General features: G+C 44.5%; 11 protein-coding genes. 3 read left to right on the forward strand and 8 right to left on the reverse strand.

Annotated elements, in window-relative coordinates:
• Positions 1-35: 35 nt before the first annotated feature.
• The 3 genes from SYN7509_RS0221910 (at position 36) to SYN7509_RS0221920 (ending at position 9,352) form a co-directional block, all read left to right on the forward strand.
• Entirely contained in the window at positions 36-7,589 is a 7,554-nt protein-coding gene (locus SYN7509_RS0221910; protein ID WP_148298161.1) for a DUF6908 domain-containing protein, read from the forward strand.
• Between the two features lie 93 nt (positions 7,590-7,682).
• Complete coding sequence (locus SYN7509_RS0221915; protein ID WP_009631592.1) at positions 7,683-8,519, forward strand: class I SAM-dependent methyltransferase; 837 nt, start codon at positions 7,683-7,685, stop codon at positions 8,517-8,519.
• Between the two features lie 347 nt (positions 8,520-8,866).
• Positions 8,867-9,352 carry a GNAT family N-acetyltransferase gene (locus tag SYN7509_RS0221920; RefSeq protein ID WP_009631591.1) on the forward strand — a complete coding sequence of 162 codons (486 nt, stop codon included), beginning with the start codon at positions 8,867-8,869 and terminating at the stop codon, positions 9,350-9,352.
• A 446-nt stretch (positions 9,353-9,798) separates the two neighbouring features.
• On the opposite strand, the gene SYN7509_RS0221925 is transcribed toward SYN7509_RS0221920, so the two are convergent.
• From SYN7509_RS0221925 to SYN7509_RS26755, 8 genes are all read right to left on the reverse strand, one after another.
• Positions 9,799-10,188 carry a hypothetical protein gene (locus tag SYN7509_RS0221925; RefSeq protein ID WP_009631590.1) on the reverse strand — a complete coding sequence of 130 codons (390 nt, stop codon included), beginning with the start codon at positions 10,186-10,188 and terminating at the stop codon, positions 9,799-9,801.
• Positions 10,172-11,020, reverse strand: a complete 849-nt coding sequence (locus SYN7509_RS0221930; protein WP_009631589.1) for a hypothetical protein — start codon at positions 11,018-11,020, stop codon at positions 10,172-10,174. Before SYN7509_RS0221930 ends, SYN7509_RS0221925 begins: the two co-directional genes overlap by 17 nt.
• Positions 11,021-11,085: 65 nt before the next feature.
• Positions 11,086-11,616 carry a hypothetical protein gene (locus SYN7509_RS0221935; protein WP_009631588.1) on the reverse strand — a complete coding sequence of 177 codons (531 nt, stop codon included), beginning with the start codon at positions 11,614-11,616 and terminating at the stop codon, positions 11,086-11,088.
• 212 nt (positions 11,617-11,828) lie between these two features.
• Positions 11,829-12,440 (reverse strand): alpha-ketoglutarate-dependent dioxygenase AlkB, encoded by a 612-nt coding sequence (locus SYN7509_RS0221940; RefSeq protein WP_009631587.1) that lies wholly within the window; start codon positions 12,438-12,440, stop codon positions 11,829-11,831.
• A 185-nt stretch (positions 12,441-12,625) separates the two neighbouring features.
• On the reverse strand, positions 12,626-12,829 hold the full coding sequence (locus tag SYN7509_RS0221945) for a hypothetical protein (RefSeq protein WP_009631586.1): 204 nt from the start codon (positions 12,827-12,829) through the stop codon (positions 12,626-12,628).
• 12 nt (positions 12,830-12,841) lie between these two features.
• Complete coding sequence (locus SYN7509_RS28825; protein ID WP_009631585.1) at positions 12,842-13,252, reverse strand: zinc-finger-containing protein; 411 nt, start codon at positions 13,250-13,252, stop codon at positions 12,842-12,844.
• A complete protein-coding gene (locus tag SYN7509_RS0221950; protein WP_009631584.1) occupies positions 13,249-13,545 on the reverse strand; it encodes a hypothetical protein in 297 nt (98 codons plus the stop codon). Before SYN7509_RS0221950 ends, SYN7509_RS28825 begins: the two co-directional genes overlap by 4 nt.
• 176 nt (positions 13,546-13,721) lie before the next feature.
• The gene (locus SYN7509_RS26755) at positions 13,722-14,021 is read right to left on the reverse strand and encodes a Lar family restriction alleviation protein (RefSeq protein WP_009631583.1); all 300 of its coding nucleotides are present in this window, start codon (positions 14,019-14,021) and stop codon (positions 13,722-13,724) included.
• Between the last annotated feature and the right edge of the window lie 18 nt (positions 14,022-14,039).

Raw genomic sequence — 14,039 nt, forward strand, 5'->3', positions numbered from 1 at the left:
CCCAAAGCCAACTTAATTTGTTTGAGGTGGTATTTTTGCACCAGCAATTAGTAACAGCTTTCGCTAACGGATTTACCAATGGCGATAATTTTGCCTCAATTACTTCAGCGAGGAAGCTGGCTCAATCGGTTCTGAACCAGAAAATTGAGCCAGGGACACCGATAGCAAAAATCGTAGATGAATCTGTAGAGCAGGGCTTAATCCTAGCGGCGCGGCAATTAGTCCAGCAATCTAACAATCCCATCGCAACTTGGGAGCAATGCCTAGACTTATACGATCGCCAACCAGCACTGAACACTCGTACCAGTACAAGCATTCTCCAGCAAGCCTACAGTACCCCCGTTCCTATTGCTTTCCTCGCAGGGAAGTTAGCACAAATTGATAGAGGAACAACAGTTTACGAACCGACCGCAGGCAATGGGGCGCTGCTGTTGCTTGCTGATCCTCAAAAAGCAATTGTCAACGAATTAAACCGCGATCGCGCGGCGGCATTGAGGGCGCAAGGATTTACAGTAACCCAAAAAGATGCCAGTAGTTTTGTCCCCACTACTGAGGCTGTAGACAGGATTATCACTAACCCACCTTTTGGCTCAGTAAAGGATACCCAAGGACAAACTCGGATATTTCAGCGCGGACGGCTAACAACCAGCCAGTTAGATCATGCGATCGCACTTTCGGCATTGGACTTGATGAAAGCCGATGGCAAAGCCGTTCTCATCTTGGGTGGGAAGATGGGTAACGAGAGTTCGCGCACCGAGCGATACAATACGCAGTTAACCAGAGGATTTTATCGCTGGTTATACAAAGATGCTGGTTATAAAGTTACAGATCACTTTTCTCTAGAGGGGAGTTTGTATCGCAAGCAGGGTACAACTTTTCCGGTGGATGTGATTGTAATTGAGGGTAGAGGTGAAACTGAGCTTAAGTTACCTGGCGTACAACCACCGCGTATTTACGAGAGTTATGAAGACCTAAAGGAGGTTTTAGTTTATGCAAGCAGGCAAAGTATACAACCGCAGAAAAATAATGAAATTGCCTTACAAGGAGTTTATGCCGGGTCGTCGGTGGACACCGAGGGAATCGAACCTGGCGGGGGATTCACCCCCTTTACTGTGGACGACGGTGGTACTTCCAGAACCATTGAGCCAGATAGAGAGCAAAGAGGAATATCTCTTGCTGATGACGCGGCGAGTCGAGTGGCTAATCGAGGGAGCAATCAGGGATTGGCTGATAAGCTACGAACCGGAGGAGGAACTGCAAGCCGAATGGTGGGCAGCGCAAGAGATCAACCAGTACCTACCGATGTACTTAGAAGATCGCAGCCGCCGAGAGACTCCTTATCAAATGGCTTCTTACCTGGTGATGAATTATCGGGAGTTACAGGACGCAGCATTGGAGGAGCAACAGTTTCCAGTGACTCCTCACCCGGACTTAGAGACAGGACTGAGTTATCTAGAGAATATGAATCTAATGGACTGGTTGATGTGGATGAACGTAGAGGCAAACCCACACTATTTTCAGGATTAAGTAATATGGCGGAGATGATACAAGAGTCTGAAATTAATAACAGCGCAGTTCTTGAACTGATCGAAAATCAAGTTGCCTATAAACCAAGAAGCAAAGGATTTTCTTTATCAACCTTAGCTCCTGCTTCCTCTCTCAAAGGGCTGGATAATGTTTTCAACAAAATCCAAGCAACAACAGGATTAACCATTGATGAATATGTCTGCGATAGATTAAACGAACCGTCCATTGAAGAATTATTCAACCATTATGCCGCCGAACAGATTGATTCCTTAGCCTTATCAATCTACAATCATGAGTTTGAGAACAAAGCCACCCTAATAGGTCATGATACAGGGATTGGCAAAACTAGGATTATCTGCGGTTTGGCAAGATACGCCCAGCAGAGAGGAATGATCCCTACTATTGTGACAGCAGACTCAGTGTTGTATGGTGACATTCTGGATAGAGACGCGGTAGATACAGGGAATAATTTTAACCCACTAATTACCAACAACGAGTTCAAACTAACACTGCGCTCGAACGATGGCAGGCAAATAGGAGAGATTAAGACTCCTAAAAATCAATTTGAGAGGCTTAGAAAATATACCCAATCTGGCAATATTGGACAACACGATTGCGTTTTCACTACCTATGGTCAGCTAACGGGTCCCGCTAGTGTTGACCGACGGGAATTATTAGAGATGCTTGCACCAAGAACTTTTCTCATTCTTGATGAAAGCCATAAAGCTGGAGGAGCGGCCGGAAATACGCAACCAGATAGAAAAAAGTCTCAGACACCCTCCTGCACGGAATTTTTCCAATCGCTAGTCAAGGAAACTAAAGGATTTGTAGCATCCAGCGCAACAGCCATCAAAGACCCCATCGTTGCCGCCCGACTATTTTATGAAGCTACCGATTTAAAACTAGCCGCCACTGACCGAGATAGGTTTGCTGACCACCTCAAGGCAGGCGGTGTACCATTGCAGCAACAGGTATTCGCAATGTGGGCGGAATCTGGCGGCTGCATCCGTTGTGAAAAGTCTTACGAAGGTGTGGAGTTCGGAGTTGCCAAATACCCTGTTGACCTACAAACAGCAGAAACTAACTCAAAGCTTCTTAACCTAATTTGGCGCTTTGACTATATTAAGGAAAAAGTAGTAACTGAAATTAGTGGCGATTATGCTGACGCGGGGGAAGCAGCACGTAAAAATAACCCAGCCTTGGGAAACACAGGAGCGACCAGCACAATTTTTACGAGCGTATTGCATAATCTAACTGCGGTAACAGCCTTGGGATTGAAAGCCGAGGAAACAGCAAACGCGGCAATTGCTGACATCGAGCAGGGACGCAAGCCGATTTTAATGCTGTTTAATACAATGGAGTCAACCGTTGAAGATTTTGTAGATAGCCACAACCAATTAGCCGCCCTCCACAATGCAGAATTTCCCGATAGTCCGATGCAGCCAATTAGAGTTGGCGATGACATTACGATTAATGCTGGGCAATTATTTACTCGCTACTTGGAAAAAGCAAGGTCGATTAAAATTACCGAGCCGTATTTGGATGAGCTAACGGGAAAGCAAGTAACTCGCACTCATCGCTTGACCGATACAGAACTGGGACTAGAGGGGGTAGCAGCTTTTAATCGCGCTGAAGTTGCGATCGCTTCCGCCGACTGGAGCAAGCTGCCTATTTCCCCCATTGACTACATTAAGCAGAAAATTGAAGACGCGGGGCATTCTATTGGCGAAATAACTGGACGCACTCACATTCTCAAGTACGGCTCGGCGGAAGACCTGGCATCGGGGGTTGTCACTTACCAAACCAGAGAACGGGGAACGGCGCAGAAAAAGAAGGTAATGGACGACTTTCAAAACGGTAGGGTAGACGCGGTGATTACCAACTCTACGACAGGCTACTCCCTCCACGCCTCTCGGACAGTAGCCGACCAGAGACAGCGAGTAATGTATATCGTTCAACCGCATCTAGACGTTAACCAAGTAGAGCAAAGTATTGGGCGATCGCATCGTAGCGGACAAGTCAACCCGGCAATTCATCCTCCTGACAAGCTAGACGAGCAAGGACAACCAATGTGGGGGAAGTATCCCGGTACGTTTGGATTGCCAGCATTTAAGTTGGTAGTTGGTCAGGATTTGCCTACGGAAGAAAGAGCAGTGGCAATCTTAATGAAGAAGATGAGCCACCTGAAAGCTAACACTACGGGTAATAGCTCCTCCAGCTTCGGTTTAGCAGATATGCCTGACTTCATTAATGATTATGGCAATGAAGTGGCGCAAAACTTAATGGAGCAAAACCCAGACCTCCATGAAGCTTTAGATTTTCCGCTCAATGGAGTTGATGGATTTAAAGATCCTAAAGCAATCCAAAAAGTTACGGGTCGAGCAGTGATGCTCACCAGTGACGCTCCTCCAACAGAGGAGCAGCCCTATCCTTCGTTGGCTCGGCAGACGTGGCTCTATGAAACTTTGACTTCTGACTACAAGGAGTTACTAACCCAAAAAATTGCCTTGGGTGAGAACGAATTAGAAGCACAAAAACTAGATTTGCAAGCCGAACCAGTATCGCGTTTAGTCCTCAGCCCTGGAAAACCGGAGGTTGATAGTCCCTTCACTAAACCCGCTTATTTAGTTGAAGTAAAGGCAAAGACCGGGGCTAAACCCAATACCACTGAGCAAGTTATTAATGCAGTGCGGCAGGGGTTGGGCTTTGAACCTATTGCTGATAAGAGCGATGGCGCATTATTCGACGTGCGGGAAAAAGGTGAGGAAGTAGCCACCCAACTGGTAGAGCAGTTAAGTAGCAACGCGACTGAATATTTAGCTCGGCAAGAAGCTTTGAGCGAGGCGGGAATAGTTCTAGCAAGTGAGAGAGTAGAGAAATTTCAACAGAGGCTTAGTGCAGGATTAGAGGAACAAAGTAATCTACAGCAAAGCCTTGATACTGCGGTGTCTTCAAAAGACGTGGAATTGTCTGCTCTCCTCAACACCCAGTTAGAACAGCTTTCACCAAAGATTGACAAGCTACAGACTCAACTTAGTAAAGCAAAACTTGACGTAAATGCTAAAAGTTTTCAGCAGGAGAAAGAGCAGCGAAGTATCAAAGAATCGTTAGCTGAGACTAGCGCTTTGCTGCAACAGTTTCCAGTGGGTCAACCTGTCCGCTTGATGGACAATAAAACCAAAAACTACCTGTATGGCGTAGTGTCGGCGGTAGAACAAAAAAGTAAGGCAAATAACCCTGCTGCGCCGATTAACTGGAAGGTCAAGCTATTAGTTGTTGATGGAGTGCGATCGCTTTCCATCGGATTAAAGAATTTATCAAAGGGCGGCAGTCAAACTTTAGAGCCAGTTGAATCAGCAGCTAGTTTTGTCAACCTCAAGCAAGAAGTTTCTATTTATGACCTGTTTGACCAAAGACAGAGCGAGTCGAAGGAGAAGCGTTATTTGGTAACGGGACAGGTCTTAGCTACCGAGCTAACAGGTAAGTTTGCCCAGGTGAGCGACCACCAGGGGCAAATTCATCCAGTCTATTTGTTGCGGCGCGGCTTTGACCCAGCAATAGATATGAATATTAAGCCCGTCATGCTCAAGGGGGCAGAGCAAATAGAGCAGTTTTTTGATAAAACTCAAAAAGTCGGAATTGTAAAAACTGAAGACGAGAATCTAACAGTTATCGCTGATATCAAACCAAGTAATATTGGCGGCATAATCATCAAAACTGCCAAAGCCACTGCTGAGGGCGGGATATATTTCAAGAATGAAGGATTATTGCAACTGACGGGGGACTTTACTAGCAAAACTGAGTCAGTTAGGGAAGGCAATAAGACCAAATCAAAGGGAGTTATGACTGTCACCGTTAGCGCAGATAAAACGGATGAGGTTTTAGCTTACCTTGGCGCTAAGTGGGGTTTGGGGGCTGCGAGTCATAAGGATGTGGCACGAGAACTTTCAGGGCAGAAATTGCCATCTTGGGAGCCGTGCAATGAAATTAATCCCGATGTTGAACGGACACCTGTTACCCGCACTCCTCAAAGCGTGAGAAGCGAAGCTGCAAAGCCAGGTTTAAAAGAACCGGAGACAGCAAGCGATCTCAATGCCGCTAATGTAACTACTACAACCCCTTCTGAGACTAAGATTACAGCCTCAAAAGTGACAACTCCTGTAGTTGAAGGCAGTTTTGCTTTAGACAGTTTAAGTGTGATAGCTCCCTCCGCACCTACGCTGCCAGCGCCAGACGCACTAGCTTCGACACCGGAAGTTACAAACAGTGTTTCGCCAGATAAACAAATCCTTGAGCCGAAGATTCAGCGTGGAGGAGCAGAGACAAATATTGCTAAACTACTGCACCAGGCAGGATTAGCTGTAGAAATCCTTAAGGGCGATGATTTTCATCTTAAAGTTAATAACCAGCCCTTTACTCCTTTGACTATTGAGCGGCATGGAAAAGAATTGTACTTAACCCATTACCTTACTGATAACTATGGGGATTTGTTTATGGATGCGGAGATGGTTTTTAACGTCTCTGCCCAAGGACAATTAACTCTAACCCAAACAGCTAGTCAAAATCCACTAACAGGCGGGGAGTATCGCACTAATGGAGATCGCTCTTTTGGTCAAATATTCTCTCGCAACCTGATAGAGCAGGGTTTTGGCAAAGCTGCGCTATCAGCCCTTCAAACCAAACAGCAGTCAGCACTGGTACAAGAGCAAGCTTCAGTAGAGGTAGAAAATCCAGAGCCTCTAGCACCAAAACTTGAACAAACCCCAAAAGGGATAGAGAGTCTACAGCAAATAGAAGCTGACCAACAGTCAGAGCAAGTAGCCGCCGTTGTTACTTCTTCTAAGGAGCAGCCCCTAGAAGAAGCATCCGTCGTTACTACCTCAGCTAGTAATCTTTCAGCACAAAAAGCTGTAGAGCCATCTTTGCCACCAGAGCAGGCAGTAGCAACTGAACCCGCCAAACCTAAATCATCTTTGGGTAAGTCCTCTGTTAGCACTCAAGAAACGCAAGCCGAACCTCAAGGAGTTCAATTAAGCCTGTTTGATATTGGGTTAAGCCCAATTCCTGCTGCTGAAGTTAAGAGCGTACCTCAAAGTACAGCCAAAGTAGAAAAAGAGCCAACTCTGACTGTAAGTCAAGTTAGTGAATCTGTACAAGGGGTTGAAGAAACTGTTGTAACTCCACACGTAGAAACACCACTAATAAACAAAGAACCTTCCAGCGAAAGGGTTACTTCTTCTGTGCCTTCTGTAGAGCCTGCTAAAAGTGCGACAGAGACAGTAGACCCCATGCAGCTTTTCCAGCAAGTAGTAGAGCGCGTTGATAAGCGGACTAACGAAATGCTTACTACGCTTCAATCAACTAGCCCATCGCTCAACACGCTGCGGGATTGGTACAGAGCCGCCAGAGAGTTAAACAAGTCTGAAAAACATCTCAACCGCATTTCTGAAATTGGTAGCGAGTTCAAACAAGGGACACCTTTGACGGATAAAGCCGTAACAGTTATGCAGACAGATTTTCAGGCGTACTATAAGCAACTGATGATAGTTGAGCAGTTGAGCAATCTGAGCGATGGGGCTTTGACTAACCTCAACCAAAATATTACCAATTACTTGAACGCTCCTCCACCAAGTCCTCCACCTCTAGCTGACCGACAAAAAGTTGAGTCTGAAGTTAAACAGATTACGGACTATATCAATACTTTGGGAAGCCAACAATCTGAGCAGTTAGCGACCGTTGAAGCTATGCAAAAAAGTCCTTTTCGTAGTTGGAATGGAAAGTACGATTTAGCCGTCGCCCAGGTGGAACAGACAGCGAACAAGCTAGATAATGCGATCGCACATTTGCAACAAAGACAAAACCAAGTAGGGCAATGGAATAAGCTGGAAAGGGCTTACTCTTTGTGGGATAAATCACCTCAAACAGTTGAGATGCGGAATCTTGCCAAGGGCTTACAGTCCCCTCAGTTGCAAGAGCGGCTGACTAGCATTACCGAGACAGAACGACAAGACTTCTCGCGTAACCAAGCTGCCAGCGCTCGACAGGCGGGGCTATCACTTTGAGCCAGGGGAGCAGGAACAATCAACAGGGGTGTACTTGAAAGTTATCTGTTAATATTTAATACTAATTTGTCACGGCTTTGTGGGGAAGACGCAGTGAGTTACCAAGTAGAACTGGATGAGTACAAGCAGCAGGTAGCTAACCTATATAGCAGTCGAAGCGCTAATTACGATGACGGAGACTGGCATCCTCGAATTGCTCACCGTCTCATTCAACTCGCACAGATTAGTCCTGGGCAGCAGGTATTAGATATTGCCACTGGAACAGGAATGGTTGCGCTCGAAGCGGCTCAAATTGTGCAGCCTGGTGGTCAAGTGATTGGGGTCGATATTTCAACCGGAATGCTCAAACAGGCTAGACGGAAAGTTGAAATATTAGGTTTGACTAATGTTGAGTTTCAACTTGCAGATGCCGAAGCATTGAATTTCCCATTAAACAGTTTTGATTACATTTTCTGTTCATCGGCGTTGATTTGGGTGTCTAATTTGCGGGATGCGTTGCGACTTTGGTATCGACTCCTTAAACCAAAGGGATTACTTGCCTTCCATGCCTTTGCAGACACCGCTTTCGTAGGAGGGGTAGTGTCGCAGAGGGTACTTGAAAAGTATGGCATTACCCTGTTGTATAGTAAGCCAACCGGGACAGTTGAGAAATGCTATGACCTGCTCCAGCACGCTGGTTTTGAAGCAATTAACATCAAATCAGAACAAACTGGTAGTTACATCAGTTTAGAGAAAGCAAAGGGGATGTGGTTAGCTAATGGCTCATCGCCAGTGCCTGGACAGTATCCGAATCCCTTGTTAAAACTTACGTCTGAACAATTGGCACAGGCTAAAGTTGAATTTAATACCCAATTGGAAGCAATACAAACTGAACAAGGTATTTGGAACGATATCACCATTTTTTATGCGTTTGGGCGTAAGGCGGTATAACAATTCGCTTGGAGCAGTCTGCCGAGAATTACTGATGCTAAATTCCAACCTTGGCTAAATCTAATACTCTATCCCTAATTAAACAAGAATATTGTTTGCTTGACTTCAACCAAAATATAACCAACTACTTAAAAATCCCTCCAGCCCAAGCTGACAGACAAAAAGTCGAACTTGATGTTATACGGAAACTTTCTGCATATTATGACCAAAAATAGCTGTGATGTTTGTAGATCGTCATTGAGTCAAAGATTATACTAAATTTTTTAGTGTAATAAATAGTTCTGCTGCTACACGCGGCTTGACACAGACACGAGGTTTGCATTGAATAACAAGTAGGAGCGCAAAGCATGAAAATGTCAAAAGATGAACTGAATTTTGTGTTTCTGGCGGACAGACAAGATGCCATCTCCACGGTGGCGCAATGGTATTATGAGTTATGGGGTAAAGTTCCGGGCAATTCGGTTGAGCAAACGATTGAACGGATAAAAGGTAAACTCAACTGCGACAAACCTCCTTTTCACATTCTGGCAATTTCAAAAGATAGAGTCCTGGGTGTTGCTCAATTCAAGCTACGCGAGATGAGCATCTATCCAGAAAAAGAGTTTTGGCTAGGAAGCCTTTTTGTTTCTCCTGAGTTCAGGGGTTGCGGCATTGGTTCAGCTTTGGCAGAAGAAATCGTTGTCATTGCCAAAAAATTTGGGGTCAAAGAGATTTATCTGCAAACGGAAGCTTTGGATGGAGGTTTATACAAGCGTCTTGGCTGGAAGACCATCGAAACAATCGAAAATAACAGTGTGTTAGTGGCTGTCATGGTAAGGCAATTAGCCATGTGACAGACCAAGCGGAAACACACCAACAGCAGCAGAACAACCACGCTACACCGGAACGCATCAATCTTCTTATCTAAAGAATCTTATCTTTTCAGATATGTTGCAAAGTTCAATCACAAAGTTTAGTAAGGAAATTTGCCTCTAGTGCGATCGCTCTTTCGCAGAGCGTAAACCATCCTATGGCGCAAATTCATTAGGAAAACTTGCCCCTAGTGAGATCGCGCCATCTTTCCCAATTTTACTTACTGCGCCCATAACAACAGCTTTTTCCAATCAAAGAGCGCTCACACTTATCCATTCAAGCTCAAGCACTGCGAAACAAAATGTGTTGATAGCCTAAGTACAGGACAAAAGCTTGCAAACAAGGGCTAGGAAAGGGTTTCATAAGAATTACCACATTCTGATGATGAAACTCTATGAACCAGGTTACTTTGGCTGTTGATATATAATCAAACGATAATATTTGCAACGGTTGAAGATGCGATCTCAATACTACTAACGTTTTGGGCGATCGCTGCTCGGATCTCAATAGCTGGAACGGTATAGGGGCGCGTAATTGCTCTGCTTTTCGAGCTTTGGACTTTTGCTTTTGGTAGATGCTTTTGTACGATTACTTTTTGAGCCTGCTTTTTCGCTGAAGTTGGCGGATGGGAAGCACTAACTGTAGGGACAACTGGAGTAGTCGGCGACAGTAGGTTGAGTGGTCGCAGAGGTTTCTCTTGAGTGACAACCGTTGTGGTAGAAGATGGTTGCCCTGAAGATATTATCTGAAACGTTAGAGGTATGAACACAGCAGGCAAAAACAAAAACAAACTTCGCATTTTAGAACCTTGAAACATCCTCAAGCATTGCTGCGTACTCGGTATCAAGCATATCTATTTTTTCGATGTAAATGCTATTCCGGTCTAAGGGGAGCAAGACCGCGTTAGCATAGCCAGTGGCAATCTGCTCGTTTTCGGTTGTAAGATGCACAACCAGCGTTCCTTCAGGATAGTCGTCTTCGGGGTAGAAACGTTCCTCGCCTGTAATAAAACAGGGCAACTGTATTGCTTCGATATAACCAGCCAAGTTTGCCTCGGCACATACGCTTACAACTACTAGCTGCGACGGATAGTCTTCTCTTGCTGAGAAATAAAGATAAGGTAGGTTTTTGGGTCTAGCAAATCCACCTCCTTTTCCAGTTATTAGGAATTGGTTATGTTCTAGGCGATCACTCACGGTACGAAGTCCGTGAACTGTTGCGTAATTTAATGTTCCTTTATACTGCGAGTCAATTTGCAAAAACTCGTCCAAGTTTTCTGATATTGCCTCAACGTTAGGTTTGGGAATGCCTGCTCTCATAGGAGCGCAAACGTACTCCCTATGAGATCCCCTCCCGTCGTGCGGTAGGTCTAGGGCATTAGCATAGCCAGTGGCGATTGTTTCGTTCCCAGAACTGAGGCGGACTACTAATGTGCCTTGCGGATAATCCCATGCGACACCAGCAATCTCTAATGGCAATCTTACGGCTTGGGCGTATCCTACTGAGGCAGCTTCAGCACAAGGATATTTTACTTCTAGCTGCGGTGGTTCGTGTTTTGTCGCTGCTCGGTAAATATAAGGCAAGTCTACCGATATTTTTCTACAAACTATAAATGAAAATATTTCCTGCAAATAGCCTTTTAGATTCATGATTTTTTTGTTTGAGTTTACTCGAAAACCAGGGATGCTGAAGTAGCATCCCCACTAGAAAATATTTAGCAAGCAAGTAGGTCTTGTTTTACCAAAAAATCTCTAACGTGAGCTTGCTGTAATTTACTCTTTATTTGACTAACTAAAAACCCAAGCTTTTGGTCGCGCCCGTTCACTTTCTGGGCTATCCCCAGTATCTTCGCTATCTTTCTCGCTTGTCGCAACTTTAGCTTATCTACGTCTACCCCTCTCAACAAATCTTCAAGTTGGGGATTAGAAACATTGATGGTTTTAGCTGGAGGGAGTAATCGCAAATGCTTTTGCTCTCTTTGAGCTAAATTAGTTGAGGGTACTATTTTTCCTTTGTCTTGTAGTGGCAATAACCAAGGGTCGGGTAATTGACCTAATTCTTCTGGTTTAATTATTAGCGGTAATTGACCGCTTGGCTGTTGAGGGTTAGGTAAGGGCGAGTCTAAAGTGATGGAAACTTGTTTGTAGGCGATAACTAATCTTGTGCCGAAATCTATTGATGCGATGGTTATGAAGCCTAATGCGATCGCGTTAAACAGAAACGTCAGTAGTTCTTGTGTAGACATGATAAAAATCCTTTTGTTTAGTTCAGCGTGTAGAGAGTGCCGAGTTAAAATGTCGTATCTTTCCTGCGTTAGTAGTTCTAAGGAGTGCTGCTATTAAGCTACTGTTTCTTTAAAACTTACTTGATTTAATAATACAATAAATCAATCTATAAGTCAAGCATTTTATTATTAATAACTGCATACAAAGCACTTGTTAATAATAGACATAGACTTTAGTTAACTTGTCTAATTGTCAAGTTTAATCTCCCGCCGTCTTTTAGCAAATTGCTAGTATTGGGGACAGTCCCCTTGAAAGCGTGGAAAAAGTTTCGACTTTCACCACCCAGGACGATTATGTCTCCGCTTTGGACAATATACTGCTTAGTTTCGTCTGTTCGCATAAGTCCGCCTAAAATAAAAATTCCGCTATCCCCTAAGCTAATGGAAATTATTGGCGCATTCTTATTCTCCTCAGTATTATCCTGATGCAACCCTAGTTTTTCGCCTTTTCGGTACAGATTGATTAGACAGGATTCGGGATAAAAATCATCGTTTCCTGTTTCTTTAGCTAAACTAATTGCTAATTCACGAATTACCTGGGGCATAGGCGGAAATCTCTTTCTAGTCTCTGGATGATATTGCTGATAGCGGTATCCACTCCTATCCGCAACCCATCCCAAATCGCCGCAGTTGGTCATTGAATAATTGAAAGATTGACCAGTTGGCATACTTGGTCGAAACAATGGCGCTTGTTTTACAACGGATCTAGCTGCTGCTAAAACTTCTTGTTGTATAACTTTACTAAGTCTTGATTTGAGTAGAAAGAATCCGTTGTTCGCTGGCATATTGTTAGCCTGCAACTATTATTAATTAATAGCATTAATTAATAAGTAAATCAAGTCACAGCACCCATTTTGTTGAGTTTACACATTAAGTTTTTTCAAGTGAGATATTCTTTTTCCCAGCAGCTATCTTATCCAAAAGCTACAATTAATAATTACTTAAAACCTGCTTATTGCCTTAAACCATTTTACTTGCGGCTCTGTTTATTCAAGCAATTTGGGTCGATAGATGTCGGAAAGACCAATCTCGTCTGAGGATTTTCTTGTGCCAGGGCAATCGCACTTTGGGGACGTGCCAGTCGCAATAAGTACCACTTTCTTCCATCTTTTTCCCATACGGCTAGTAAGTCGAATCCATCATGGGGAGTTATGGCGATTGGTTTGTATTTCATTATTTACTCTCCTTAACAACGAGTGGTTACTTTTGTTCTGACGTGCTGCCGACTGTTAACAAAACTCTCAACAAGTGAGATCGCTCTTTGGCACTGCCGGATGTCGAACATGGCTACATGAGTTTTATCCAAAGGCAGCTTCATAGCTTTCGACAACCATTTGTATGCGGTTTGACGGCTAGAGAAAACACCTAATTGCCATAGGGGATCGAACTTGCGATGAGCTAAACTGCGCCATTTCCGTAACTGCTTGTCGGCTAGAGTCCCCAGTGGCTTTATGCTGCGCGGGTGACACCCCACCCGCGCATCACAATTGGGGTAAGCATCACATAGGTAGATAAACCCGTAACTTTGACCGTAAATTTTCGCGCTGTCTATTAACGACACACTACTGCGACAGAAGGGACACCAGTAGGGTTTCATCTGCCTGACCCCTGCAACTGCTCTAGTACCGCTAGTTCCTCCGTTATGGCTCTAGCAACAGCTAAAAGTCCTGGTTTGGATAGGTCTTGCAGTAGGATGATCGCTTTGTTGAACTTGGGACAGAGATCGCAAACGTGATGGAAATCGACGGCACTAGGTTCGGTTGCTTCGTAGATAGCCGCCATAGCAATCGCTGCTTTTTTGTTCTGGCTTAGGTGGTGCAAATGGATTTCTAGCTGCTGCAAAATTGGCTCGTCTTTCTGATTAAACGAGTGGCTGGTTAAGTTGAGCATGGCGTAGGTTTAGGTAGGTAAAGTAAAACCAACCAGTTGTTAGCTGGCGGAGTGGGTGTAATTAGATTGGAGCTACTGGGAAAAGATTATTGAGCGATAGTTCAGGCGGCTAGTGGATTTACGCCGATAGAGTTATCATTCTGCTGCGGGTATTCCAAAGAGCAATTGCTTCCTGTTTATTTGCCGCGTGGCTTCCTTGTGCGCCACACTTGCACCAAACCCAAAAATACTTTCCTTGTTATCACGTCTTCTTTCTCCTGTCCCCCGCAGAACGGACAAGGTAATGGTTCCATCGGTGTTGCTTGGAATTCAAAAGTTGTTCGGGTGTTCCACAATGCGACCGCTCCTTGCTCATCCTCTGCTGATCCTGCTTGTACGCCGCATTTGCAGTAGATCAAACGGTGCGAACCGTCGTAATACAGATCATAAATTTCTTGTTCTGAACTGCCACAAAACGGACAGGGTAATCTTTTCATTCGTTACCTCTAAAGTTG

Source organism: Synechocystis sp. PCC 7509, from assembly GCF_000332075.2.
Taxonomy (GTDB): Bacteria; Cyanobacteriota; Cyanobacteriia; order Cyanobacteriales; family Chroococcidiopsidaceae; genus Aliterella.

Excerpts from the sequence above, each read along its gene's own strand:
- SYN7509_RS26755 (WP_009631583.1), bottom strand. The coding sequence starts at position 14,021 with ATGAAAAGATTACCCTGTCCGTTTTGTGGCAGTTCAGAACAAGAAATT.
- SYN7509_RS0221940 (WP_009631587.1), bottom strand. The coding sequence starts at position 12,440 with ATGCCAGCGAACAACGGATTCTTTCTACTCAAATCAAGACTTAGTAAA.
- SYN7509_RS0221925 (WP_009631590.1), bottom strand. The coding sequence starts at position 10,188 with ATGTTTCAAGGTTCTAAAATGCGAAGTTTGTTTTTGTTTTTGCCTGCT.
- SYN7509_RS0221950 (WP_009631584.1), bottom strand. The coding sequence starts at position 13,545 with ATGCTCAACTTAACCAGCCACTCGTTTAATCAGAAAGACGAGCCAATT.
- SYN7509_RS0221930 (WP_009631589.1), bottom strand. The coding sequence starts at position 11,020 with ATGAATCTAAAAGGCTATTTGCAGGAAATATTTTCATTTATAGTTTGT.
- SYN7509_RS0221935 (WP_009631588.1), bottom strand. The coding sequence starts at position 11,616 with ATGTCTACACAAGAACTACTGACGTTTCTGTTTAACGCGATCGCATTA.
- SYN7509_RS28825 (WP_009631585.1), bottom strand. The coding sequence starts at position 13,252 with ATGAAACCCTACTGGTGTCCCTTCTGTCGCAGTAGTGTGTCGTTAATA.
- SYN7509_RS0221945 (WP_009631586.1), bottom strand. The coding sequence starts at position 12,829 with ATGAAATACAAACCAATCGCCATAACTCCCCATGATGGATTCGACTTA.
- SYN7509_RS0221920 (WP_009631591.1), top strand. The coding sequence starts at position 8,867 with ATGAAAATGTCAAAAGATGAACTGAATTTTGTGTTTCTGGCGGACAGA.